At 51.8% G+C, this 25,166-nt stretch carries 21 protein-coding genes and 1 pseudogene; 1 reads left to right on the forward strand and 21 read right to left on the reverse strand.

Annotated elements, in window-relative coordinates; translation table 11 throughout:
- Positions 1–11 precede the first annotated feature (11 nt).
- The 19 genes from DWZ56_RS05835 to leuB all read right to left on the reverse strand — a co-directional run bounded on the left by DWZ56_RS05835 (position 12) and on the right by leuB (position 22,229).
- On the reverse strand, positions 12–992 hold the full coding sequence (locus DWZ56_RS05835; RefSeq protein WP_118555450.1) for a biotin--[acetyl-CoA-carboxylase] ligase: 981 nt from the start codon (positions 990–992) through the stop codon (positions 12–14).
- 4 nt (positions 993–996) lie between these two features.
- Positions 997–1,299: a DUF6637 family protein gene (locus DWZ56_RS05840; protein ID WP_147369389.1), complete on the reverse strand. Its 303-nt coding sequence runs from the start codon at positions 1,297–1,299 to the stop codon at positions 997–999.
- 17 nt (positions 1,300–1,316) lie between these two features.
- Complete coding sequence (gene argF, locus DWZ56_RS05845) at positions 1,317–2,255, reverse strand: ornithine carbamoyltransferase (RefSeq protein ID WP_118555452.1); 939 nt, start codon at positions 2,253–2,255, stop codon at positions 1,317–1,319.
- A gap of 125 nt (positions 2,256–2,380) precedes the next feature.
- Entirely contained in the window at positions 2,381–3,340 is a 960-nt protein-coding gene (locus DWZ56_RS05850; RefSeq protein WP_176926901.1) for an SPFH domain-containing protein, read from the reverse strand.
- Positions 3,337–3,780, reverse strand: a complete 444-nt coding sequence (locus DWZ56_RS05855; RefSeq protein ID WP_118555453.1) for an NfeD family protein — start codon at positions 3,778–3,780, stop codon at positions 3,337–3,339. Before DWZ56_RS05855 ends, DWZ56_RS05850 begins: the two co-directional genes overlap by 4 nt.
- Before the next feature lie 169 nt (positions 3,781–3,949).
- Positions 3,950–5,290 (reverse strand): cell wall hydrolase, encoded by a 1,341-nt coding sequence (locus tag DWZ56_RS05860; protein WP_118555454.1) that lies wholly within the window; start codon positions 5,288–5,290, stop codon positions 3,950–3,952.
- A gap of 162 nt (positions 5,291–5,452) precedes the next feature.
- Entirely contained in the window at positions 5,453–6,226 is a 774-nt protein-coding gene (locus DWZ56_RS05865; RefSeq protein WP_118555455.1) for a TrmH family RNA methyltransferase, read from the reverse strand.
- 19 nt (positions 6,227–6,245) lie between these two features.
- Positions 6,246–6,890, reverse strand: coding sequence for a potassium channel family protein (locus tag DWZ56_RS05870; RefSeq protein WP_118555456.1), 645 nt, complete (start codon positions 6,888–6,890; stop codon positions 6,246–6,248).
- Between the two features lie 41 nt (positions 6,891–6,931).
- Positions 6,932–8,320, reverse strand: a complete 1,389-nt coding sequence (locus DWZ56_RS05875; protein ID WP_118555457.1) for a TrkH family potassium uptake protein — start codon at positions 8,318–8,320, stop codon at positions 6,932–6,934.
- Position 8,321: 1 nt separating this feature from the next.
- Positions 8,322–8,846, reverse strand: coding sequence for an adenine phosphoribosyltransferase (locus DWZ56_RS05880; protein WP_118555458.1), 525 nt, complete (start codon positions 8,844–8,846; stop codon positions 8,322–8,324).
- Between the two features lie 106 nt (positions 8,847–8,952).
- On the reverse strand, positions 8,953–9,789 hold the full coding sequence (locus DWZ56_RS05885; protein ID WP_118555459.1) for a sugar phosphate isomerase/epimerase family protein: 837 nt from the start codon (positions 9,787–9,789) through the stop codon (positions 8,953–8,955).
- Between the two features lie 70 nt (positions 9,790–9,859).
- The gene (locus DWZ56_RS05890; RefSeq protein ID WP_118555460.1) at positions 9,860–11,422 is read right to left on the reverse strand and encodes a glycoside hydrolase family 28 protein; all 1,563 of its coding nucleotides are present in this window, start codon (positions 11,420–11,422) and stop codon (positions 9,860–9,862) included.
- A 77-nt stretch (positions 11,423–11,499) separates the two neighbouring features.
- Positions 11,500–13,242 (reverse strand): single-stranded-DNA-specific exonuclease RecJ, encoded by a 1,743-nt coding sequence (gene recJ / locus DWZ56_RS05895; RefSeq protein WP_118555461.1) that lies wholly within the window; start codon positions 13,240–13,242, stop codon positions 11,500–11,502.
- A 525-nt stretch (positions 13,243–13,767) separates the two neighbouring features.
- Entirely contained in the window at positions 13,768–15,003 is a 1,236-nt protein-coding gene (locus DWZ56_RS05905; RefSeq protein WP_118555463.1) for a DUF1015 domain-containing protein, read from the reverse strand.
- A 9-nt stretch (positions 15,004–15,012) separates the two neighbouring features.
- A complete protein-coding gene (locus tag DWZ56_RS05910; protein WP_118555464.1) occupies positions 15,013–16,173 on the reverse strand; it encodes a phosphoglycerate dehydrogenase in 1,161 nt (386 codons plus the stop codon).
- Positions 16,174–16,245: 72 nt separating this feature from the next.
- Positions 16,246–17,328 (reverse strand): 3-phosphoserine/phosphohydroxythreonine transaminase, encoded by a 1,083-nt coding sequence (gene serC / locus DWZ56_RS05915; protein WP_118555465.1) that lies wholly within the window; start codon positions 17,326–17,328, stop codon positions 16,246–16,248.
- A 229-nt stretch (positions 17,329–17,557) separates the two neighbouring features.
- Entirely contained in the window at positions 17,558–19,243 is a 1,686-nt protein-coding gene (gene ilvB, locus DWZ56_RS05920) for a biosynthetic-type acetolactate synthase large subunit (protein WP_118555466.1), read from the reverse strand.
- A gap of 51 nt (positions 19,244–19,294) precedes the next feature.
- Positions 19,295–20,956, reverse strand: coding sequence for a dihydroxy-acid dehydratase (gene ilvD, locus DWZ56_RS05925; protein WP_118555467.1), 1,662 nt, complete (start codon positions 20,954–20,956; stop codon positions 19,295–19,297).
- Positions 20,957–21,143: 187 nt separating this feature from the next.
- Positions 21,144–22,229 carry a 3-isopropylmalate dehydrogenase gene (leuB, locus tag DWZ56_RS05930; RefSeq protein WP_118555468.1) on the reverse strand — a complete coding sequence of 362 codons (1,086 nt, stop codon included), beginning with the start codon at positions 22,227–22,229 and terminating at the stop codon, positions 21,144–21,146.
- Positions 22,230–22,651: 422 nt separating this feature from the next.
- On the opposite strand from leuB, the gene DWZ56_RS05935 reads away from it, so the two are divergent.
- Positions 22,652–23,158 carry a DUF4367 domain-containing protein gene (locus DWZ56_RS05935; RefSeq protein WP_118555469.1) on the forward strand — a complete coding sequence of 169 codons (507 nt, stop codon included), beginning with the start codon at positions 22,652–22,654 and terminating at the stop codon, positions 23,156–23,158.
- A gap of 182 nt (positions 23,159–23,340) precedes the next feature.
- On the opposite strand, the pseudogene DWZ56_RS05940 reads toward DWZ56_RS05935, so the two are convergent.
- A pseudogene (locus DWZ56_RS05940) lies at positions 23,341–24,164 on the reverse strand (nucleotidyl transferase AbiEii/AbiGii toxin family protein).
- Positions 24,164–24,757: a type IV toxin-antitoxin system AbiEi family antitoxin domain-containing protein gene (locus DWZ56_RS05945; RefSeq protein ID WP_118555470.1), complete on the reverse strand. Its 594-nt coding sequence runs from the start codon at positions 24,755–24,757 to the stop codon at positions 24,164–24,166. Before DWZ56_RS05945 ends, DWZ56_RS05940 begins: the two are co-directional and overlap by 1 nt.
- Between the last annotated feature and the right edge of the window lie 409 nt (positions 24,758–25,166).

The raw sequence follows: 25,166 nt of genomic DNA on the forward strand, positions 1-25,166 counted from the left end.
CCTTTGATGCCCTATACATATCCATAGATCCCTCTGACGGAAACCTCTCCGGAGGAGATTTTCTCCACATGGCCGCCACCCCTTTTCACCAGAAGATCTCCCTGACTGTCTATGCCCAGAGAAACGCCGGTATATTCCCCTCCGGGATTCAGGACGCAAACCTCGCGGCCGGCATTGACACATTTTCCGTTGTACTCCTCTGCCATGCCCTCCAGGTCCTCCGTTTCCAGAAAGATTTCATAGTAATGCTCAAAATGCTCCAATATCCGGCAAATCAGCTCCGCCCGGCTGTAATCCCGGCCGCCCTCCAGCTTAAGAGAGGTCGCCCGCTGTTTGATTTCATCCGGAAAACTGCTCTGGTTCACATTCACCCCAATTCCCACCACCACATAATGGATGGAAAGCTCTTCGGTACTCATCTCCGTAAGTATACCGCACAGTTTTTTCCCATTGATCACAATATCGTTGGGCCACTTGATTTTGGCCGCCAGCCCGGTCATATCGCGCACCGCATTGCAGACGGCCAGCGCGGCCACCAGCGTGAGCATGGATGCATGGTTCGGATCGATAGAAGGTCTTAAGAGAAAGCTCATCCAGGCTCCGGTCCCGGCGGGTGAACTCCATCCGCGCCCGCGCCTGCCTTTGCCGCTGGTCTGCGATTCGGCTGTGACCAGGGTGCCATGGGCCGCTCCCTGATCAGCCAAGCGCTTCACCTGCTGATTGGTGGAATCCACACTGTCGTAATAACGGATCTCCCTGCCCAGCCACTTCGTATGCAGCCCCTCCGAAATCTCCGCCTCGGTTACCGCATTCGGCTTTCCTACCAACCGGTAGCCTCTGTTTCTGACCGCTTCTATTCTATAGCCCTCTTCTTCCAGCTGGCGGACCGTCTTCCATATAGCCGTGCGGGACACCTGAAAGCGCTCACACAGTTCCTGCCCTGACACAAAATCCTTCGTTTCCTTCAAAAGGTTCAATATTTCTGCCTTCATGCGTTCATCCCCATACCGATACAAGGCTGACCACGGTCAGGATACACAGCGCCGCTCCCAGCAGTACAAAAAATACTGCCTTGGCCTTCTGTGACTTCCTGTGGCCTGCCGTTCTCCATTTATATATGGCTGTTATGAAATTCAAACCCGCCGAAATCAGAAATACGAGCGGGAAAAACAGGATATACCGTTCCGGATTGATATAAAGGAATACGGTCAGTGCCACGATCACCAGACAGGAGATCACATGAACCATATCCACAAAATTCTGGAACGCTCTGGGATTTTTGCTTCTACTGCTCTGCACGCGCACTGCGTTTCCTCCTACTCATTGCCAAGGGTCGCCACCATAACAGCCTTAATAGTATGCATACGGTTTTCCGCCTCATCAAACACCAGGGAAGCCGGGGAATCGAATACCTCTTCCGTCACCTCATTGCCCTTCACCGCCGGCAGGCAGTGCAGGAAGATCGTCGTATCCTTGCCGGTCTTCTCCATCAGCCGGTTGTTGACCTGATAAGGCCTTAAAAGCGCCACACGCTCCGCAGCCTTGTCCTCTTCTCCCATGGAACACCATACATCGGTATAAATGATGTCCGCATCCTTCACACATTCCGTATCATCGGAAATCGTGACCGTGCTGCCCGCATCCTGTGCATAGGTCCTGCAGAGTGTGATCAGCTCCTCCTTCGGCCACAGAGATTTCGGAGCCAGAATGGTGAAGTTAATTCCCATCTTGCCGCAGCCGATCATCAGGCTGTTGGCCATATTGTTTCTGCCGTCCCCTACAAAGACAAAGTTCAGCCCCTTCAGGTATCCGAAATGCTCCTTAATTGTCAGAAAATCTGCAAGGATCTGCGTGGGATGATAATCATCGGTCAGCCCGTTCCATACCGGAACCCCTGAATATTTGGCCAGTTTTTCCACAGTTTCGTGCTTGAAACCGCGAAACTCAATGCCGTCAAACATGCGGCCCAGAACCTTCGCCGTATCCTCCACACTCTCCTTGTGGCCCAGCTGAATATCCTCACGACCCAGATACTCCGGATGGCCTCCCTCGTCCACACAGCCGATGGTGAACGCACAGCGTGTCCTCGTGGAGGGCTTTTCAAAAATCAGAGCGACATTTTTTCCTTTAAGGCTGCTGCCCGTGATGCCCTGTTTCTTTTTCTTCTTTAAGTCATCGGCCAGATCTACCAGGTACATGATCTCGTCCGGCGTAAAATCTTTAAGCGTTATAAAATTCCTTCCCTTTAAATTCATCTGTTTTCCTCCCATCAGCAGATCCTGGTGCAACAATCAGGATCACAAATGACTAAAATCACAGGTGCTCTAAAGCTCCTGTGATTTTATGCCAAATACAGCGCTAAAATTCAATCGTTAACCGATTATTCGTCTTTTCCTACTTCCACCAAAGATTTCACCATACCGGCAACGCTCTGGATGTTGGAAGGGATGATAATCTTGGTAGCCTTGCCGTCTGCGGCCTTTTCGAAAGCTTCCAGGCTCTTGATCTGAAGCACCGCATCGTCAGCGCCGGCTTCACGGATCAGGCGGATACCTTCCGCAGTAGCTTCCTGTACCTTCAGGATGGCCTGCGCTTCACCTTCGGCCTCGCGGATCATGGCTTCCTTCTTCGCTTCCGCCCTAAGGATCGCAGACTGCTTCTCCGCTTCCGCATCGAGGATTACAGATTCCTTCTTACCTTCGGCAACCAGGATCGTGGATTTCTTTTCACCTTCGGCCCTTAAGATGGACTCACGGCGTTCACGCTCGGCCTTCATCTGCTTCTCCATGGAATCCTGAATCTCTGCCGGAGGAATGATGTTCTTTAATTCCACGCGGTTAACCTTAATACCCCAGGGGTCCGTAGCTTCATCCAGATGGGTGCGCATCTTTGTATTGATCAGCTCTCTGGAAGTCAGGGTTTCATCCAGTTCCAGATCACCGATGATATTTCTAAGGGTAGTGGCCGTCAGGTTTTCGATAGCCATCAGCGGATTCTCCACACCGTAGGCATACAGCTTGGGATCTGTGATCTGGAAGAATACCACGGTATCGATCTGCATCGTTACGTTATCCTTCGTGATCACCGGCTGCGGTTTGAAATCGATTACCTGCTCCTTTAAATTCACACGTCTTGCAATGCGGTCGATAAAAGGCATCTTAACATGGAGCCCCACGGACCAGGTTCCCAGATAGCCCCCCAGCCGTTCCACAACCAGCGCCTGTGCCTGCGGCACAATCTTTATGCAGGATGCGATGACTAACAGCACCACAGCAACCAGCACAACGATTACGATAAATCCTATCGGAAATCCTGCTGCGCTAATAAATGATGTACTCATACCAGTTCCTCCTCTTTCTTCTTCACAATTAGTTTGACACCGGATATTTCCACAACGGTTACCAGCGTACCCGCAGCGATGGTTTCCTCATCCTTTGCGCTTCTCGCGGTCCACTCCAGGCCATTTAACATGGCGGCTCCCACTCCCTGGAAATTATCAATCGGCACAGTCACTTTTGCCGTCTTCCCTATGAGGCTGTCCACGTTTGTCTTCGTCGTCCTTTTGTTCAGGTACTTCAGCGCCAGCGGCCTTGTAAAGAACAAAAGGACAACCGATACCACCGCGAACAGTGCGATCTGAAGTCCCAGACCTGCGCCCAGCAGACAGGCAATAAAAGCTACCAGAGCACCGCCGGCAAACCAGATGGTCGTCAGCCCCAATGTCAGTATTTCAATTACCAACAATATGATGAAAAACGCCAGCCAATAGATCGACTCCATACTACGCCTCCCTTTCCTGGTGCAAAATTGATGTTTGATAATATATTAACCGATTTTGACAATTATATCAACTAAATTATTTGAAAAAACGGGGATTTGCCAATATAAAACAGGATGGCGCATCATCGTCATCCTGTTTTATGATCCATCCCGGCAAACCGCCCGGATCTTATCTTTTATAGAAGCAGTTTCCGCCCACAATGGTGTAGCTGCTATAGCTGTCCACATTGGCTATCCTAGCGGAGCAGAAGGAGGTATAATCCCCGATATTGTTGACTCCGGCCAGCGCATCATTCGCTGCCTGAACTGCTGTGGAGCTGGGGCCTTTGGACAGGTATTTGTCCAGCGCGCCGCCGTTTACACCTGAGAACTGCCCCTTGGCGAATATAACACCTGAGATGCTGTTGGGGTATCTGCTGCTGTGCACGCGGTTCAGCACAACATTTGCCACCGCCAGCATGCCTTCATAATCCCCTGCCGATTCGTACTGGCACAGGGCCGCCAACAGTGTGGCATCATCCGTCGATGCGGCCGTTGCCGCGCCGCTCGTCTTGCCCACACTCTTTTTCTTTGCTTCTCTCTGGCGCTCTTTTTCCTTTTCAGCGGCCAGATTATTTAATTTCGCCAGTTCCTCGCTGGAAACTGCCGTCATGCTTCCATCGCTTACCGAAACATAGTCGGCATGCACATAAGCGGGCAGATCCGGCGTGAATAACACCTGATACCATCCGTCCTCTTCCCCGATCACCATGAAGGTCTGGCCGTTCTCCACCTCTGCGATGACATCGCATTTAGTGTTGGCCTTGCTTCTGACATTCAGAGAATCGGCATTCACGGTGGCCATCCTAAGATTCAGCCCGTTAACAAAGTTTTCAGCGTCCGCACCGGTCAGAATGTATTCACTGCTGACCCATCCGGATACATTGCCGGAACTGATCTTCACCCAGCCCTCGGCTGTCTCAACGATATCGCCTGCACAGCCGCGGTACAGCTTGCCGACCTTGGCCGCGTCTTCTGAAGCGGATTCTCTGATATTTAATGCGGTCTCCACGTTCGCTACCGCCTTGCCGTCGTAAAGGGATGCTGCCACGGGCGCTGCCAGTGCCTCCACAGCCGCCTGTGTATCCGTCTCTGATTCGTTTTCCGTTTCCGAAATCTCATTGCCCGATACGGCTGTCCCGTCACCGGTTACATCTGCCGCTTCTTCACTGTTCTCCGGCTGTGAAGCCTCTTCGCCATCCGCTGCTGCGTCCGCATTTTCCTGAATCGCAGCCATGCGAATTCCTGCGTCAATGCTCTCCTTAGATGCGCTGTCCTGAAGAATCAGGCCGATACCGGCGATGGCGCCGCCGGGCACCTGCACCAGGTTTTCTTCCCTGTTTTCCTCTTTCCTGCTTTCATCCGCTGCCGTACCGGCCATGGCGGTATCCTGATTTATGATTACTGTGATGAGCAACAGTGCACAGAGCAATAGGCTTAAGTACGCGCCTTTTCTCTTGATTGTCATCATTCATCCTCCTGGGTCCCAAACATTCTTGTTTGCTTATTTATTAATATTATATGCTATTTATTACAGATTTATTACAAAATTATTCTAGCAGAGTTAACAAAGAATGTCAAGCCCGGAAAATAATACCGCCAGAGAACCTCTGAACAGTAACAACAGAAATGTTCACGATCTCTGGCGGTGTGCCTCGTACATCAGTATTGCAGCGGATACCGCGGCGTTTAATGACTCCACATGTCCTTCCATCGGTATCTTTATATATGTACCTGCCCGGTCTGCGGTTTCCTGCTTCAGGCCGTTTCCCTCGTTTCCGATCAGGAACGCGGAAGGTTTTGTATAATCGGCTTCTGTATAGTACTGACTGCCTTTCAGATGGGCCGCATAGACTGTGATGCCCGCTTTCTTTATGAGATCCAGGGCACCGCATAAGTCCGCAGTGTGGCAGAAAGGGACGCGGTAGATGGAACCCATAGTGGAACGGATCACCTTCGGATTATAGATATCCGCGCAGTCCGAGCTCATGATGAGACCGGTGACCCCGGCCCCTTCCCCGGTGCGCATGACGGTTCCCAGATTGCCGGGATCCTGTATATTTTCCAGCACCATAAGAAGCGGTGCGGGCGCCTTAAGCAGATCCTCAAGGGATGTTTCGCCGCAGCGGATCACCGCCAGGATGCCCTGGGGCGTCTGTGTGTCCGACATGGCGGCAAACACATGGTCCGCGGCTTCCTGGACGGGCACTCCCGCAGGGAACGGGAAATCCGGATGTTTCCTGGAAAAGGTCTCGGATATCCAGCACCGCTCTATCCTGCCGGCAGGCGCTTCGCTCACCATCTTCATCCCCTCTGCCACAAAGACGCCGAGCTCCCTGCGCAGTTTGGACTTCTTCTGCAGCTGCATGATTTCTTTTACCTGGGGATTAGATGTGCTTGTAATCATAGTCTTACCTCTGATCGTACTATTTTATTCTGTTTAAAGCCTCGTTCTGGCCCACGATGATGAAATCGTCACCTTCCCGCAGCACGGTATCCGGATCCAGCTGGGTAATCACGTTGTCCCCCTGCTTGCAGGCAATCACATTGAGTCCCTTTTTACGCAGATCCAGCTCCCGTAAGCTCTTGCCCACCCAGCTGGGCGGAGGGGTGATTTCCACCATGCTGAAGCTTTTGGAAAGTTCAATAAAATCCAGGAAATTGCCGGACATCAGGTTTCTCGCCGTGCGCACGCCCATGGCTTTCTCCGGATAGATGATCTCATCCGCGCCCACCTTGCGCAGCACCGCCGCATGGATGTCATTGCTGGCCTTGGCAAGCACATAGGGAACGCCGCATTCCTTGGAGATAATCGTCGCCATAATGCTCGCCTCCAGATTGTTGCCTATGGCGATCACCACTGCGTCCAGATTGTTCAGACCGAGCGAGCGCACCACATCCATATCGGTGGCATCCGCTTTCACTGCGTGGGTCACGCTGTCCGCAATTTCCTGCACCTTTTCAGAGCTGCTGTCAATCGCCATCACCTCACAGCCGTTCTTCGCCAGAGTGAGCGCCACACTGCGCCCAAATTCCCCCAAACCAAACACTGCAAATTCTTTTCTCGCCATTTTTTGTCTGTCCTCCAAAAATATTCTGTAACACAACGCTGCTACCCGACCAGTATCCTCTTCTCCGGCAGTTCACGGTTGTCTCCCTTTGTCTGCCGGCGCACTCCAAACGCGAGCACCATTGTGATCGGTCCGATTCTGCCTATATACATCGTCACGATAATGATCAGCTTACCCCAGAAGGTCAAATCCGGAGTCAGGCCGCGGGAAAGCCCCACCGTGCCTATAGCCGTTACAACTTCAAAAATAGTATCCCTGAATTCGGCACCGTCAGTCAAAAGCAGCAGCATGATATTGGTAAACACTACCAAAAGGCTGATGGTAAGCACCGCCAGTCCGGTCCGCACATTGTCCGCGGGCACACGCCGGCCAAACATTTCCGTATCCCGTTTTCCCTTGACAAAGCACATCACCGACATCAGGATCATTGCGACCGTCGTGGTCTTCACGCCGCCCGCGGTGCCTGCCGGGGAGCCTCCGACAAACATCAGGACCAGGGTCAGCAGGGTGGAAGAATCTTTCAGCTCACCCTGCGGTATCGTACAGAATCCTGCCGTCCTGGTGGTGACCGACTGAAACAGGGAAGCCATAAGTTTGCTCCCTGTCCCCAGCTCCCCCAGCGTCTCCGGATTGTGATATTCAAAAATAAAATACAGCACTGCCGGCACAAAGATCAGCAGCAGTGTTACCGAAACGGCCAGTTTGGAGTGAAGCATCAGCCTGCTCCACATCTGCCGGGGCGCAATCTCCCCTGTTTTAGCATCCTTTCCCACGCGGATCAGATCCCACCATACTGTGAATCCGATGCCGCCCGATACGATCAGAAACATCGTGGTCAGGTTCACGATGGGGTTGCTCACATACGGCACGAAGCTGTCCGTTCCGATCAGATCGATGCCCGCGTTGCAGAAGGCGGAAACCGAATGGAATACGGAATAGAATACCCCTCTCAAAAAGCCGTATTGAGGCACAAAAACAAAAGCGAAGCAGACGGCCCCTGCCGTTTCCACAATAAAAGTGCCCTTCACGATCCTTATGATCATCTTTACCATGCCCGCCAGGGTATCCAGGTTATATGCCTCCTGAATGAGCATCCGCTCTTTCAGCGTGATTCTTTTGCCGATGGCGATCAGCAGCATGGTCATGATCGCTACCACGCCGAGTCCCCCCAGCTGGATCAGGATCAGGATCACAACCTTTCCGAACAGGCTCCAGTGCAGATATACCGGCACCGTCACGAGGCCGGTCACACACACGCTGGTGGCCGACATAAACAGCGAATCAATGAACGGCGTCACCGTACCGTCCGCCGATGAAATCGGCAGCATCAGCAGCAGCGCCCCCACGAGGATCGGGCACAAAAAACCCAGAGCGATCATCTGGGTTTTGGTGAATTTTAGTTTTTCAAGCAATGCCAGCAGCTTTTTCATGTCACTTACCTTCGTATACAATTACGCTCCCAACATCATATTTTTGAAGTTTGTCACGGCCCCTAAGACCGGCCAGTTCCATCAGGAAACAGATCTTAACCACCTCGCCGCCAAGGCTCTCCACCAGCTTGGTAATCGCCTCGATCGTGCCGCCGGTAGCGATCAGATCATCGATGATCACAACCTTCTGCCCCGGTTTTATAGAATCTTTATGCATCTCAATCACTGCGCTGCCATATTCCAGGTCATATTCCATCTCCACGGTTTCACAGGGCAGCTTTCCCTTTTTCCTGACGGGAATGAACGCTTTATGCAGATTATATGCGATCGGAACACCGAAAATGAAGCCGCGGGATTCCGGGCCAACCACCACGTCAAACTCCACTCCATGAAGCAGCTCCTGGATGCCGTCCACAGCCAGCCTAAGGCCGTCCGCATCCTGCAGCACGCTGGTGACATCTCTGAAGATAATTCCAGGCTCCGGAAAATCCGGTATACTTCTCACATATTCTTCTAACCTCTTCATAACAAACCTCCATTAGTAAGTGGTATTCCCACAATAGATTCTAATTATATACCGCTTTGAGACCGTATGCAAGCGGGTTTCCTGTTTTTAGCGGGTTTTTAACGCCTTACGCTTCCATCCACATTTTATGCAGGTATTCGAAAGCAGCGCCTGCGGTATCGGGGGTAGTGTCCTCCATGGTAACGTGAATGTAAGGCTTATTGGCCTTCAGGTACTTCATGATCAGGCTGTAGTTGAGGCAGCCTGTGCCGGCGGGGCCGGAAAGAAGCTGCCCGTTTTCCATGCAAAAATCCTTGGCGTGGACCACCATGATCTCCTTGCCGATGGTTTCGAAGGTATGGGAAATCAGCTCGTTCTGACGCTGCTCATTTTCGGGAGCCAGCATGTTTACAGGGTCGAAGATGATCTGGACGTTGGGGGATTTTAACGCGTCCAGCACGGTCCTCGCACGGTTCTCGTCGTACACGATATGTCTCCACACCGGCTCTATGGCGATGACCACTCCCATCTTCTCGGCGTACTCCGCCACCGGTCTGAAATTCGTGATAAAGGTCTGCAGGGCCTCCTCGCTGTGGCAGGCTTCTTCATAGCGGTACTCGGTATTGGGGGCTCCTGTCTCGGTTCCCACCACACCTGCGCCAAGCCATGCTGCAAAGCGGATGCAGTCCAAATATTCCTGCTGGATCGCCTGAAGCTGAACGGGGTCCGGATTGGCCAGATTTAAGTAGCAGCCGAACACCGCCACATCCAGATGATATTTTGCAAGCAGCTCCTTTAGATACATGGCCAGTCCCGGCGTTAGTCCTGCCGCCGTGATGCCGTACTCGCGGTACAGCACAAAATTGGCCAGATGGATACAGCGGTATCCCTTTCTCTCCGCCAGTGCCAGCCTCTCTTCCAGTGATCTTGCCTCCATGTCGTGAAATCTGATTCCTGCTTTCATATACTGTCCTCTCTTTCCGCCAGGCATCGTTCTGCCCGATCTGAATAATTTGTTACTATGTGCGCAAACGTCAGTCTCCGTCCGTGAGCACTATGTCTTCCACATCTTCAATATCAAAGGCTTTGCCTTCCTGTCCGCTGATCCGCACATCCTTTAGCACCGCCCGCTTCGCGTTGCGGATAAACAGGCCCTTTCTGCTGCACTCTTCTATGCCGTCCATCATGGCGGGAAGAGCGGGAACCGCGTTGTCCGCAAAGGAAATCCGCACATGTTCCATGCGGATGCTCTCAATCTTCTGCTCCGGCAGGCCGTAGAAAAAGCCGGCCGCCGCGTGGCAGCCCTCACATCGGATATTTCTGAAGCAGAGTTCTCCCACATAAGGCGTGCGTTCATCCACGGGCAGGCACTCCTTTGTGCTCACGTAGGGCGTATGCCCATCCGGATCGCAGTAATAAAAAGCGTTCAGCACCAGCGGGGTCACAACGCCTTCCATGCGGATGTTCTCAAACAGGATTTCCCGGATCATGGCATCTTTTCCGCGGCCCCGGCGGGTCTTGATACGCAGCCCCCGGTCCGTGTCGGTAAACAGGCAGCGGTGTACATGCAGTCCGCAAATGCCGCCGGCCATCTCGCTGCCCAGGGTGACGCTTCCGTGCCCGTCCCTCATGCAGCACTGCCGGATTTCTATATTTTCAGAAGGTGTTTTGTAACGCGTTCCCATATAGAGCTTGCCGGATTTGACGGCGATACAGTCATCTCCCACGCTGAAATAAACGCCAGCGATCTCCACATTCCTGCAGGACTCAGGGTCCAATCCGTCCGTGTTGGGGGATACCTTCGGATTCTTGATCTTCAGGTTCAGGAATTTCAGGTTTTCCGAAAAATACGGGTGTATCGTCCAGCTGGGGCTGTTTTTCACCGTAATTCCTTCCATTATGACATTGCTGCAGCGGTTTAAAAATACGGTTCTGGGCCTTGCAGCCCCCTGTTTGGCTTTGGGGTTCTTCCACCAGTTCCCATGATCCGCCCTGCCGTCTATGGTCCCCTCCCCATATATTACAACATTTTCTATCCCAACGCCAGTGATGATTGCCGCATACATGTCCTTCGGATCCCCTTCCCAGGTCCCCAGATTGTATTCCTCTTTTGAATCCGTGCAGGGAATGCTCCCCTTAAGGACCGGAAATTGCTCACGGCCGGTCAACGCGGCCAGCACGGCTCCACGGGCCAGCTCCAGCCGTATCCCGCTCTTTAAAAACAGAGGCCCTGTCAGATAGGTCCCCGCGGGAACCAGCACACGTCCGTACTCCGGACAGCACAGGATGGCCGCCTGCAGAAATGCCGTATCCTCGGAAGTGCCGCTGCCGGACGCCCCGAAATCCAGCACGTTCACCGTAGCCGTCTCTTTTTCCGTATGAAATCCGACAGACGCACTGACACCGCCGCCGGATACGCTGACGGTATAGTCGGAATCGGGCATAAGCCCGTAGAGAGACTGCACGGTGCGCGTGCCGCAATCCTCAGATACGCCGTTCAGGCTAACCTCATAATGCTCCTGAGACTCATATATATTTCCGTCCTCTATCTCAAAGGTGACGGACCGTGAAGTGCATGTGAGTATTTTTAAATTCATGCCGCTGCCCCCCTTTCCTGTCACCAGCCGAAGGCTGATGACCTACGCACACTTCAGTGTGCTTCCTATTTTCTAATCTAATGAAACCGGCAGTCCTGGATCGTGATCTGAACCGTACGGTTTCCCATATAGTCATTGATGCCCGGATAATAAGTGGCGGACATGACAATGGGATTTTCAAGACCGTGCAGCGCCATATCCGCCGCGCTCTCCCCATATTTATTCTTAATGTTCTCCACAAATTCATCCCCGTCTCCGAACCACACCGCGCTCATGCTTGTCTGGGATGTGTCAGACAGCGTCATCTTCACCACATTCCGGTTCTTTCCCAACACGCTCAAACGGCGGACATGCAGGCCGCGGGCCGCGAACAGCGGTTTTTCATTTCCGTTCCCAAAAGGTTCCAGTTCCGCCAGTTCCCCAATCAGCTTCTCGTTGACATAGGCAAAGGGCAGCTCCGTATCGATCCATACCTTTTTGATAAAATCCTTTTCCGTAAGCTCTGCCTGTTCATTGATTCTGGTGCGGAAAGCGCCGATGTTCTGAATGGGCAGAGAGAGGCCGGCGGCCATGGGATGGCCTCCGAATTTGGAGAGTAAATCCGAGCAGCCAACCAGCCCCTCATACATGTGGTAGGCCTCGATGGACCGAGCCGATCCTTTCGCTCCTTCCAATGCCCTCGTCAGCACGATGGACGGTTTATGGTAGATTTCCTTGATCCTGCCGGCGATGATCCCCGCAATGCTCTCATGGCAGTCCGGCAGATAGACCACCAGCACCTTATCGTCCTTAAGCTCTGTCTCTTCTATCATGGCGCAGGCCTGCTTCACACCGGAAAGCGTCATGTCCTTTCTGGTATCATTGAGGGCTTTCAGCTCGGCGGCTATGGAAGCCGCTTCTTCCTCACTGCCGCTCATCAGCAGGCTTAGCGCCAGCCTGGCCGTATCCAGCCGTCCTCCCGCGTTCAGACAGGGGCCTATGATGAACCCCAGATGGTAGGATTTCAGATTTTCCTTATGTATCTGCGTCTCTTCCATGAGATGGTTCAGACCCGGATTGGCGGTGTTTCTTAACAGCTTTAGCCCTTCCCTGACAATGATGCGGTTCTCACCTTTCAGCTCCATCACATCCGCCACCGTGGCAAGAGCGGCAAATTCCAGAAATTTCTCATATTGTTCCCGGGGCTTTCCCGCTTTTTCATAGATGGCCTGGATCAGTTTATAGGCCACCGCCGCGCCGCAGAGGCCTTTAAAAGGATAGCCGCAGTCCGCCTGCTTGGGATTCACCACCGCGTCCGCCTCCGGCGGCCCTGCCGGGGGGATATCATGGTGATCCGTGATGATGACGGCCATACCGTTTGCTCTGGCAAACGCGACCTGCTCGGCGGCGGATATGCCGTTGTCGCAGGTGATGATCGTGTCCGTTCCATCCTCCAGGGCGCGGCTGATGATATCGATATTGATGCCGTATCCGTCCCTGATCCGGTCCGGAATCGCGAAGTCCACCGATGCTCCCAGCGCGGACAGACCCATGACCAGTATGTAGGTGGAGTTCACTCCGTCGGCATCATAATCGCCCACCACCCGTATCTTCCTGTTCTGTTCTATCTTGGAAAGGATCAGATCCCTCGCCTTCTCCATATCCTTCATCAAAAGCGGAGGATTAAGATCCTCTTTGCTTCCGTACAAATACTGCCGGATCTCCTCATCGCCCGTCACATCCCGGTTGCGTATGATGCGCGCGGTGATGGGGCTGATGTGATATTTCGCAGCGATCCCGTTAAAATCCGCTTTTTTTGCATAGATCATCCATTGATCCATATATTTCTCCATTCTGTACTTTATGTTTATCCTAACACTATTGAATGATAGAAAGTCCCGCTGGCAGTGGGCCGCTTCAGCGGCATAATACCTTCCCGCCACAGTGCGATCCTAAGCGGAACGTTTTATATTTCATAGGATGTACTTTCCTAGTGAAATAAATAAGAATCCCGCTCGCGGGATTCTCCGCCTGCGGCGGGTCGCTTCTGTGACATCATTCCATTCCGCCGCAGTGCGTTCCTGCCCGGAGGGCTTTTTTATTACATAGGAGAGTTCAGAGAACTTTCCTATGTAATAAAAAACAGACTCCCCGCGGTATAGTATACCACTGTATGGAGTCTGTCGAAACCATTTTTTTCAGCTGCTATATGCACGGTAACCATTCAGGCGGCGGGATAGCTGCCGCAAAGACAGGCGTTCAGCTTGTCTATAAGCCTGTTTTTGCAGCATTTTTCGCATCGAACCGGCATCCGATGCTTCTTGGCCGGCTTTGCGGTCAAAAAGATGCGCCGTCAGAACTGTCTGTTACAATGTATGTATAAACAGCCCGCTTCGAAGCTTGGGTTCAAACCAAGTGGATTTAGGCGGCATCAGCAGGCCCGCATCCGCCACGGAAAAGAGCTCCGCGATGGAAGTGGGGTACATGGAGAACGCCGCTTTCATATCCTCTCCTACCCTGCGCTCCAGCTCACCGAGGCCGCGTATGCCGCCTATAAAGTCGATGCGCTTATCTACCCTCGGATCCTCTATGCCCAGAATCGGGCCCAGCAGATGGTTCTGCAGGATGGAAACGTCCAGCCCCTCCACCGGGTCACGGCTTAATATCCCGTCTCCGGCGGTCAGGCGGTACCAGTTATTGGACAGATAAAGCCCGAACTCCGCCTTATTTGCGGGCTGGTACGGAACCGCTCCCAGCTTTTCCACCGTAAATTTCTCTCCGACCGCAGCTAAAAACTCTTCTTCTGTCAATCCGTTCAAATCTTTTACCACGCGGTTATAGGGCATGATCATCAGCTGGTCATCCGGAAACAGCACAGACAGAAAATAATTAAACGGTTCACTGCCGTCATATCCGGGATGCTGCTCACGCCTCATCACCGCCACCTTCACGGCTGATGCCGCGCGGTGATGCCCATCCGCAATGTAGGTATTCGGCACCTGTTCAAACTCGCGCTCCAGATCCCGGACCGTATTGGAATCACTGATTCTCCAGACTGCATGGCGCACCCCGTCCTCCGAGGTGAAGTCATAGAGCGGGGCCTTCATTTTGGCTTCCGCGATCAGATCGTTGATTCCCTTCCTGGAACGGTAGGCAAGAAATATGGGACCGGTCTGCGCGTCGCAGGCATCCACATGGCGTATGCGGTCCAGCTCCTTGTCGGCCCTGGTGTTCTCATGTTTGCGTATGATCTGGTTTAAGTAATCGTCCACCGAAGAACAAGCGGCGATGCCGGTCTGGACTCTGCCGTTCATAGTCAGCTCATATATATAATAGCAGCTGTCCGCATCCTTTACAAAGGTGCCGTCGGCCATCCTCGCATCCAGGAGCTGTCTGGCCCTGTCATATACACAATCGGCATAGATGTCCACGCTTTCATCAAACTGCGTCTCGGGCCTGTCAATATTTAAAAAAGAAAGAGGGTGGCCTGCCACAGCCTGGCAGGCCTCCTTCCTGTTATAGACATCATACGGCAGCGCCGCCACCTGATCCGCCACAGAAACAGCGGGCCTCACGCAGCAAAATGGTTTTACAATCGCCATTGCAGCCTCCTATTTGATCACTCTGATTTTAAATACGCCCTGTATCGCCATCAGCTTATCCAGAACTGCATCTGTAACGTCGCCTTCCACATCCATCAGCGTATATGCCAGGTCACCCTTGCTCTGATTGGTCATGGACGGGATATTGATGCCGGCCTCCGCTAAAGTGGACGCGAACTGGCCGATCATGTTGGGCACATTTCTGTTAAATATGGCCAGACGGGTACCGCTGCGGTCTCCCAGATCGCAGGCGGGATAATTCACGGAATTCTTAATGTTTCCGTTTTCCAGATAATCCATCAGCTCCTGCACCGCCATTACCGCGCAGTTATCCTCGGATTCCTCCGTAGACGCGCCCAGATGCGGCAGCACAAGCACATTCTTCATATGAACTGACTTGGGATTCGGGAAATCGGTCACATACTTCTTCACCTTGCCGCTCTCCAGCGCCCTGCACATGGCATCTTCATCCACCAGCACATCTCTGGCGAAGTTCAATACCACCACGCCGTCCTTCATCTTAGACAGAGCGTCCTCACTGATCATGCCCTTCGTGGATGGCAGAGCGGGCACATGGATCGTGATAAAGTCGCAGTTCTCACAAATCGCGTCCAGGGACTCGATGTGGATGATGTGGCGTGACAGCTTCCATGCCGCGTCCACGGAAATATAAGGGTCATACCCATATACATCCATGCCCAGATTGATCGCGGTATTGGCCACCTGCACGCCGATGGCGCCCAGGCCGATCACTCCCAGCTTTTTGCCCTTGATCTCCCCGCCGGCAAAAGCCTTTTTAGCCTTTTCCACGTCTTTTACGATGTTTTCATCGTCTTTATTCGCTTCTACCCATTTGACGCCGCCAACCAGGTCTCTGGATGCCATCAGCATGCCGGCGATCACCAGCTCCTTTACGCCGTTGGCGTTAGCGCCGGGCGTGTTAAACACCACAATGCCCTTCTGCGCGCATTTGTCCAGCGGTATATTGTTGACGCCGGCGCCGGCTCTGGCGATCGCTTCCAGAGAATCGGGCAGCTCCAGCTCGTGAACGCTGGCGCTGCGCACCAGCGCGGCATCCGCCTCCGCAAAATTATCGGTCATTGTATAGTTGTCGGTCAGCAGCTTCGTGCCAACCTTCGCAATCGGATTCAGACAGTTAATCTTATACATCGCTCATACCCACCATTCTGTTTTTTTGTAACAGTTCAGACGGCTGTCTAAACTGTTGCATATATTTTGTTTTTATTTGTGCTTCGCTTCAAAATCGCTCATGAAATCCACAAGCTTTTCAACGCCGGCAATGGGCATTGCGTTGTAGATGCTGGCGCGCATGCCGCCCACCGTGCGGTGTCCCTTCAGATTTTCCAGACCGGCGGCCTTCGCTTCTTTCACAAACAGCGCGTCCAGCTCCTCATCCCCTGTCACAAAAGGCACATTCATCAGAGAACGGTCTTCCTTAACCACCGTACCCTTAAATAACCGGCTCTGATCCAGGAAATCATACAGAACGGCCGCTTTCTTTTCATTATGGGCTTTCATCGCTTCCAGACCGCCCTTGGCTTTCAGCCATTTAAACACCTTGCCGCACATATAGATGCCGTAGCAGGGCGGTGTATTGTACATAGAGCCCGCATCCACATGGGTCTTATACTGCATCATGGTGGGAGTGCCAGGCAGCACATCTTCGGTGATCAGGTCTTCCCGGATGATGGCGATCACGGTGCCGGCCGGTCCGATGTTTTTCTGTACGCCGCCGTAGATCATTCCGTATTTTTCAACATCCACGGGCTCGGACAGGAAACAGGAGGATACGTCCGCAACCAATGTTTTTCCCTTTGTGTTGGGCAGAGTTTTGAATTTCGTTCCGTAGATCGTGTTGTTCTCGCAGATATACACGTAATCGGCATCGGGGCTCACGGGCAGATCGGAGCAGTCCGGTATGTAGGAAAATGTTTTGTCCGCGCTGGATGCGATGGCGTTGGCTTTTCCGTACTTAGAAGCTTCCTGATAGGCCTTCTTCGCCCACTGGCCGGTGATGATGTAATCGCCCACCCGGTTTTTAAACAGATTCATCGGGATCATGGCAAACTGCAGAGAAGCGCCGCCCTGCAGGAACAGGACCTTATAATTGTCCGGTATGCCCATCAGATCACGGATATCGGCTTCCGCCTCGCCTATGATCTGCTCAAACATCTTGGAACGGTGGCTCATCTCCATCACAGACATGCCGCAGCCTCTGTAATCCAGCATCTCCTCCGCCGCTTCTTTCAGAACTTCTTCCGGCAGCACAGCCGGTCCCGCTGAAAAATTGTAAACTCTGCTCATAGCTCATATCCTCCTACTTAAATATCACCTTATAATTTACTCTGGTAAATCGGTAAAGCGTAATGTTGTTTCCCATTGTACCTTCCTGGCCGGTATTCGTCAAGAAATATTTGCAGGAAATTACAGATGTCTGCGTATGGCAAACACTCAAGGGCTTTTTTGAGCGTGTTTTATTTCAAACACGCTCATTTTACAGCCGGGAGCGCTTACGAGACCCTTGGGTCTTTGATCAGCACCTGCCCGCCTCCAGATCTTCCTCATTGAAAGCTTCCTGTATGGGAGCACCCGGCGCCACCATCGGAAATACCTTGTCATCACAGTCCACCTGGCAGTCGATCAGCACCGGCACATTGAGGGCGATCGCCTCCCTAAGCACCGGCTCCAGCTCTTCCTTCTTCGTAACGCGGTAGGCCTTTGCTCCCATCGCTTCGGCAAGCTTTACAAAATCCACACCATCGTTCAGGGTAGTTGCGGAGTATCTCTGGCCGTAGAAGAGGTTCTGCCACTGACGGACCATTCCCAGCACATGGTTGTTGATGACCACCTCAATTATGGGAATATTGTGCCTTGTGGCGGTGGCGATTTCATTCATATTCATGCGGAAGCATCCGTCTCCGGCGATATTGAACACCAGCTTATCTCTGTTGCCCATCTTGGCTCCTATGGATGCGCCCAGGCCATAGCCCATGGTTCCCAAGCCGCCTGAAGTCAGCAGAGTCCGGGGCTTTTTATATTTGAAGAACTGCGCCGCCCACATCTGATGCTGTCCTACCTCTGTGGCGATGATGGCGTCACCGCCGGTGATCTCATAAATCTTTTCCACCACATAGGGACCGGTCAGAGCATCTTTATTATAAGCGAGAGGATACTGTTCCTTCATCTGCTGTATATGCTGCATCCACTCGGGATGGGACTGCTTTTTGAGCCTGTTATTCAGGATTTCAAGGACGCAGCGGATGTCGCCGATGATCGACGCGTGGGTGAGGATATTTTTGTTGATCTCCGCTGGATCCACATCGATCTGCAGTATTCTGGCATTGTTTGCGAATTTGCTGGCGTTTCCGATGACACGGTCGCTGAAGCGGGCGCCCACCACGATGAGCAGATCGCACTCCGTGACGCCCAGGTTGGATGTCTTAGTGCCGTGCATGCCGAGCATGCCCGTATAGGCAGGGTCTTCACCGTTAAAGGCTCCCTTGCCCATCAGTGAATCCGTCACCGGCGCGTCCACCAGCCGGACAAATTTTGCAAGCTCCGCCGATGCATCGGAGATCACCGCGCCCCCGCCGACGAATATGTAAGGTTTCCTGGCTTTCTCTATCATATCCAAAGCGGTGGCGATATCCTTTTCACGGATGGTATTGACTTTCCGTTCCACCGGTTCCGGAACCTTCGGCGTATACTCCGCCATGGCCGCCGTCACATCCTTGGTAACGTCGATCAGCACCGGCCCGGGCCGGCCGCTCTTTGCGATCTTAAATGCCTTGCGCACCACATCCGCCAGTACGTTTACATCCTTCACAATAAAGTTATGCTTAGTGATGGGCATTGTAATACCACAAATATCCACTTCCTGAAAAGAATCTTTGCCCAGCAGGTTGGTGGTCACGTTGCAGGTTATGGCCACAATGGGCACCGAGTCCATGGATGCGGTGGCGATGCCGGTCACAAGGTTGGTGGCGCCGGGGCCCGATGTGGCAAAGCATACGCCCACCTTGCCGGTGGAACGGGCGTAACCGTCCGCCGCATGGCTCGCGCCCTGCTCATGGCTGGCCAGTATATGTGTAATTTCATCGGAATGCTTATACAACGCGTCATAAAGATTCAGGATGGCGCCGCCCGGATATCCGAATACGGTATCCACTCCCTGTTCCTTCAGGCATTCGATGATGATTTCCGAACCGTTCAACTGCATATTGATTTCCCTCACTTCTCATTGTTGTTGTGCCTTTGTTGTGCCCAGTGATCAGATTTCCAGCACCGCGCCTCTGTTCGCACCGGTTACCAGCTTCGCATAGCGGGCCAGGTAGCCTGTGGTCACCTTGGGCTCCCTGGGCTGCCATTTTGCCTTTCTGGCCGCCAGCTCCTCATCTGTCAGGCGCACATTGAGGGAATTCGCATTGATATCGATGTCAATGATATCCCCCTCCTCAATCAGCGCGATCGGGCCTCCCACCGCCGCTTCGGGCGATACATGGCCGATAGAAGCGCCTCTGGAAGCGCCGCTGAAACGGCCGTCCGTGATCAGGGCCACTTCGGAGCCGAGTCCCATGCCGGCGATAGCGGAGGTAGGATTTAACATCTCCCTCATGCCCGGGCCGCCTTTGGGACCTTCATAGCGGATCACTACCACGTCCCCGGATACGATCCTGCCTCCCAGGATGGCGGCGATGGCATCCTCCTCACAGTCGAACACTCTGGCAGGGCCGGAATGCTTCATCATCTCAGGCGCCACAGCAGAACGCTTCACCACCGCGGAATCCGGCGCTATATTGCCCTTGAGCACTGCGATACCTCCGGTCTGGCTGTACGGATTTTCCACAGGGCGGATCACCTCGGTGTTCTTATTTACACAGTCCTTTATATTTTCGCCCACCGTCTGCCCGGTAACAGTCATCAGGTCGGTATACAGCAGGCCTTTCTTGTTGAGCTCGTTCATGACGGCGTATACGCCGCCCGCTTCGTTGAGTTCCTCTATGTAGGTATGGCCGGCCGGCGCCAGATGGCAGAGATTTGGAGTTCTGGCGCTGATTTCGTTAGCGATATCCACATTCAGCTCCACGCCGGCCTCATGGGCGATGGCTGGCAGATGCAGCATGCTGTTAGTGGAGCAGCCCAGCGCCATATCCACGGTCAGCGCATTTAAGAAGGCTTTCTCGGTCATGATGTCTCTGGGGCGGATATTTTTCTCAAGCAGCTCCATGACTTTCATGCCCGCGTGTTTGGCCAGACGGAGTCGGGCGGAATACACGGCTGGTATCGTGCCGTTGCCGCGCAGTCCCATGCCCAGCACCTCAGTCAGGCAGTTCATGCTGTTAGCCGTATACATGCCGGAGCAGGAACCGCAGGTGGGGCAGACTTTCTCTTCATATTCCTGTACATCCTCCGCGGACATGGAGCCCGCTGTATAGGAGCCCACCGCCTCAAACATGCTGGATAAGCTTCTCTTCTCTCCCTTTACATGTCCTGCCAGCATGGGGCCTCCGCTGACAAATACCGTGGGAACGTTGATTCTTGCCGCTGCCATCAGAAGGCCCGGCACATTTTTATCACAGTTGGGAACCATGACGAGAGCGTCAAACTGATGCGCCAGCGCCATGGCTTCCGTGGAATCACAGATTAAATCCCTCGTCACAAGGGAATATTTCATGCCGATATGTCCCATGGCAATGCCGTCACATACTGCGATGGCCGGAAACACGATGGGGGTTCCGCCCGCCATGGCAACGCCCATCTTAACAGCTTCAACAATTTTATCAAGATTCATATGGCCCGGCACGATCTCATTATAGGAGCTCACGATGCCGACCAGCGGTCTGTCCATCTCCTCCTTTGTCATGCCCAGCGCGTTAAACAGGGATCTGTGGGGAGCCTGCTGTATGCCTTTTGTTACTGCGTCGCTTTTCATATGCCGCCTCTTTCTGCACCGCATTTATATGTTATAATAAGGATCCCGCCCGCAAAGCGTTTTATCACAGGCACACTTTCCTGTTTCATCAGGAATCCGGCTGTAAATGCTTTGTGCGGTATATAAGACTGCCCGGGGCACGGTGCTGCCGCAGGCCGTCTCTCGCATTATATGTTAATACCGCGGATCAGCCAATGTTGTCCGCGATCCGGTCGCCCATCTCTCTTGTGCCGACCAGCTTTAAGCCTTCCGAATAAATGTCGCCGGTGCGCCATCCGTCCTCAAGCACCTTCTGCACCGCAGCCTCCACCGCGTCTGCCTCCTGATCCAGGTCAAAGGAATAGCGCAGCATCATCGCTGCCGACAGGATCGTGGCGATGGGGTTTGCTTTGTTCTGTCCCGCGATATCGGGCGCGGAACCGTGGCTAGGCTCATACAGGCCCAGTTTTGTGGAACCTAAGCTGGCGCTTGGCAGCATCCCGATGGAACCGGTGATCATGCTGGCCTCGTCAGACAGGATATCTCCGAACATATTCTCGGTCAGCACCACGTCGAACTGGCCTGGATTCATCACGAGTTGCATCGCGCAGTTATCCACCAGCATATGGGAGAGCTTCACTTCAGGATAATCCTTAGCCACCTCTTCTACCACAGCGCGCCACAGTCTGGAAGAATCCAGCACATTGGCCTTATCCACGCTGATCACTTCTTTTCTTCGCTTCATGGCGATATCGAATGCCTTAACGGCTATACGCCGGATCTCATTCTCATCATAGACAAGGGTATCCACAGCCTTTCTGACGCCGTTTTCCTCCTTTGTATAACGCTCTCCGAAATAGAGGCCGCCGGTCAGCTCACGCATGATTACCATGTCAAAGCCGTCGCCGGTCAGTTCCTTTTTCAGGGGGCATGCCTCGCTAAGTTCCTTATAGAGATATGCGGGGCGGATGTTGGCAAACAGACCCAGCCCCTTGCGTATACCAAGGAGCCCTGCCTCCGGCCGCAGATTGGGAGCCACATCGTACCACCTGCTGTTTCCCACGTTGCCGCCCACCGCGCCCAGCAGAACGCTGTCGCTTTCTTTGGCTGTCTCCAGAGCCTCATCGGTCAGAGGTACGCCATGCACATCAATAGAGGCTCCGCCCATCAGCACCTCTGTATATGTAAAACTGTGGCCGTAAACTTCGCCCACCTTATCCAGAATTTTTCTGGCTTCCGCCACTATCTCCGGACCTATTCCATCTCCCGGAATGACTGCAATACGGTAATTCATGCTTTTTCCTCCTCGCTGGACTTTTTTGTTGCTATTCACAGTTACCGTAAACTTCCCACGCAAGCGGGGAAGAGTACGGTCCTCATTGGGGCTTCCGAAACCGTTCTCCCGAGGCAATTATGCCGCTTAATGCGGATAGGTAAATTTTATAGTATCGCATTTCCGGGCAGTTTTCAAGGTTTGTGTTTAATTTTAAGGGGATTTTGGCATATTAGATTGGAATCGCGGATATAACCTCAATTTATAATATCCGACATTGATATAACAGAATAATCATATATCTATGAAAATGATTACTGCAATTTATAGTTATATACTATATTCAATCTTTCACATATATGGTAAAGTAGTGCAATGAAAGCACACTGAAGTGTGCGCAGGTCATCAACCTGCGGTTGGTGACAGTGCAGGAGGTGCTGCAGATGAAAAACTTATTAAACTATGCCGTTGGAATACTGCTGATCATAGGATTGCTTACGGCAGGTGGATGTTTTGCCGCAAAGAATAAAGCACCTGCGGTAAACAGGGCTATACGCCCCGCCGCAGGCTATTTCGGACATTTTAATTTAGAAGGCATTATAAGCGACGACATGGCAGCTTATCAGATGCACGAGCCGACATTCTTACCTGACGGATATGTCTTTGCCCATGTATATGAGAACAGGGATTCCAAAGAACTCACTTATATCAATGGGGATGCTGACATCACTATCCGGTATTTTCTTAAAATACCGGGACGGGCTGTTTTTAATCCGGACGCCCTGCCTCTGGAAGAAATTATCATACACGGTATATACAGCGCCCTTTATTCGGAAGAGGAAGGCAATATTCTCTACTGGGATACCGGTATCATTGAATATATCATCACTGCAGAACCTGGCATCAGCCAGACGGAAATAATACTGATTGCGGACAGCATCATGGGGTAGGCAGTTTTTATTGATGAGAGGAACTAAAAACCTGCCAATCAGTAATGTTCTATCTTTTCATCGAACTCCGAAATATTATGAATTTTGATACAACCGCTCGTGATAACACTTTGCTACAATATTAGCACATATCGGATTCGATATAGATGGCCTTAATTACTTTCTTGATTTTATACATTTTCTTACTTCACAATCTCAACTAAGCAGCTGACCGATTCCATCACGTCAGCCCACAGTACATCGGCTGCATAATCAAATTTGCGCTGATAATTTTTCCAACGGTCGATCAATACGATGCTTTCAGCTACTTCCTTCAAAATCAAATGTACGTCAGACAATAACCCAATTGAGCCGCGCTTCGCACTGGTGTTGACAAACGCCTCTTTGAGTGTGGCATTATCAATGTTGTGCTCCTGTGTGTTGGTAAGTACATAAATATCGTAATAATCTCTCATTCTGGTATTGGCTGTGCCGCGGGCAAGAAGGGTTTCTAACTTTTCCGCCAGCACCGTTTCCAGATTATACGCAAGAATGGAGATAGTACGTTCCTCAAACAGCAGCCGGAATGAATAGGACACTTCACGCGGTGTTATTACGTCACCGGTAGAAAAGTCGATTTTTAGCGGGGTATGCATCGTTTCAATAGCTGTATCAAGCATAATACGAATGCCGGGATAATCGGCGTCACGCTTTTGATTTCAAAAATCATACCGTCCTCAATGTGTATTGCGGTAATTTCCTCGACAATCTTCCTTGCGTTATCTTCGTTCAGCGGCAGATTTTTTAGCGTAGCGTCTACATCCATAGTTGAACGATTGTCCAGCCCAACCATAGCAGCTACCAGAGTACCGCCCTTTAAAATCATAATGTTTCTGTATTGTGAGAGGGAAAGTCGTTCCAGAAAACGCTCCATTACATAATTGCGGATGATAACCTGTGCCTTGCCACTGTCTCCTTTGGAGATGTTGCGAACAAGAGCTTTCAATTGGCGTGATGTGTGTATCATTATAAAAGCACCTCCAAATACTGACGAACAGTTTTCTCCACTGAAAAGGCTTTAGCGTACCGCATAAGCAATGGGATATTCTTCTCCTTCAAACGAATATATGTTTTAACTCCCTCTTGCAGATCTTGAATTTCAATATACCGGCGGCTGCGAAATAAATCGCAGATTGTGCGTTCGGCATTATAAGCCCTTACTGTGTTACCCGATGGTGAGCGCACTTCCACAATGCCTTCCCCGAAAAGCTCCTCTTTTACTTTATAAACCTTGATACCCTGCTTCGATAATCCTGCCGAGTTTGTGCCTGTTTTCAAAGTAACAGAAAATGGTGAGGGTTCACGGTTGGCAAGATTCAGAAGATAAAGAGCTGTTTCGTGAGAGAATACCGCTTCCGGATAGCGCACCTGAATTACATACAGTCCATCTTCCCAAGCGTCTTGGGACATATATAAGCCGTGGGCAACACGTTCAAGCCCATATTTACACACAAAATCTCCGAGAACAGTTCTCGAAACTCCGGCGGCCACCGCATCCGACGTTTTTAAATATCCATTATTTTCTTGAAGCAACTTATTTAATGTTTCTGTGCTGGTCATAGTATCACCTTACTTTCGTGCTCTTATTGTAATTCGTTTGGGCGTAAAAGTAAAGAATGTTTTTGAAGTTACACCCGAATGCTAAATGATATCATTAAAGTAGTTTAAGTGTATTTTAGGGAAGTGCAATTTGCGACCGCGGTACAATTTTTTCCCCTTTCTTTGCTATAATTCGCTTTTGTCGTTAATGTAACATCTCTCTTTCTGCTCCTTTGTTTTGGGCCGATTTTTGATTTAAAATAAATGAAAAAAGAATAAAGACAAACCGCTCAATCCCTTGATTTAACAGCGATAAGGAACTAAATCACTTATTAACTGTTAGCTGACAGTTTCAGGTGTGCAGAACAGAAGCAAAAAAGCGAAGGCATTCTGGGTGCCTTCGCTTTTTGCTTCAATTTTTTTGTTATTC

Source organism: Lachnotalea sp. AF33-28 (assembly GCF_003477885.1).
Taxonomy (GTDB): Bacteria; Bacillota; Clostridia; order Lachnospirales; family Lachnospiraceae; genus AF33-28.

Coding starts and splice junctions, on each gene's coding strand:
- DWZ56_RS05835 (WP_118555450.1), bottom strand. CDS start 992: ATGAAGGCAGAAATATTGAACCTTTTGAAGGAAACGAAGGATTTTGTG.
- argF (WP_118555452.1), bottom strand. CDS start 2,255: ATGAATTTAAAGGGAAGGAATTTTATAACGCTTAAAGATTTTACGCCG.
- DWZ56_RS05850 (WP_176926901.1), bottom strand. CDS start 3,340: ATGAGTACATCATTTATTAGCGCAGCAGGATTTCCGATAGGATTTATC.
- DWZ56_RS05855 (WP_118555453.1), bottom strand. CDS start 3,780: ATGGAGTCGATCTATTGGCTGGCGTTTTTCATCATATTGTTGGTAATT.
- DWZ56_RS05860 (WP_118555454.1), bottom strand. CDS start 5,290: ATGATGACAATCAAGAGAAAAGGCGCGTACTTAAGCCTATTGCTCTGT.
- DWZ56_RS05865 (WP_118555455.1), bottom strand. CDS start 6,226: ATGATTACAAGCACATCTAATCCCCAGGTAAAAGAAATCATGCAGCTG.
- DWZ56_RS05870 (WP_118555456.1), bottom strand. CDS start 6,890: ATGGCGAGAAAAGAATTTGCAGTGTTTGGTTTGGGGGAATTTGGGCGC.
- DWZ56_RS05875 (WP_118555457.1), bottom strand. CDS start 8,320: ATGAAAAAGCTGCTGGCATTGCTTGAAAAACTAAAATTCACCAAAACC.
- DWZ56_RS05880 (WP_118555458.1), bottom strand. CDS start 8,846: ATGAAGAGGTTAGAAGAATATGTGAGAAGTATACCGGATTTTCCGGAG.
- DWZ56_RS05885 (WP_118555459.1), bottom strand. CDS start 9,789: ATGAAAGCAGGAATCAGATTTCACGACATGGAGGCAAGATCACTGGAA.
- DWZ56_RS05890 (WP_118555460.1), bottom strand. CDS start 11,422: ATGAATTTAAAAATACTCACATGCACTTCACGGTCCGTCACCTTTGAG.
- recJ (WP_118555461.1), bottom strand. CDS start 13,242: ATGGATCAATGGATGATCTATGCAAAAAAAGCGGATTTTAACGGGATC.
- DWZ56_RS05905 (WP_118555463.1), bottom strand. CDS start 15,003: ATGGCGATTGTAAAACCATTTTGCTGCGTGAGGCCCGCTGTTTCTGTG.
- DWZ56_RS05910 (WP_118555464.1), bottom strand. CDS start 16,173: ATGTATAAGATTAACTGTCTGAATCCGATTGCGAAGGTTGGCACGAAG.
- serC (WP_118555465.1), bottom strand. CDS start 17,328: ATGAGCAGAGTTTACAATTTTTCAGCGGGACCGGCTGTGCTGCCGGAA.
- ilvB (WP_118555466.1), bottom strand. CDS start 19,243: ATGCAGTTGAACGGTTCGGAAATCATCATCGAATGCCTGAAGGAACAG.
- ilvD (WP_118555467.1), bottom strand. CDS start 20,956: ATGAAAAGCGACGCAGTAACAAAAGGCATACAGCAGGCTCCCCACAGA.
- leuB (WP_118555468.1), bottom strand. CDS start 22,229: ATGAATTACCGTATTGCAGTCATTCCGGGAGATGGAATAGGTCCGGAG.
- DWZ56_RS05935 (WP_118555469.1), top strand. CDS start 22,652: ATGAAAAACTTATTAAACTATGCCGTTGGAATACTGCTGATCATAGGA.
- DWZ56_RS05945 (WP_118555470.1), bottom strand. CDS start 24,757: ATGACCAGCACAGAAACATTAAATAAGTTGCTTCAAGAAAATAATGGA.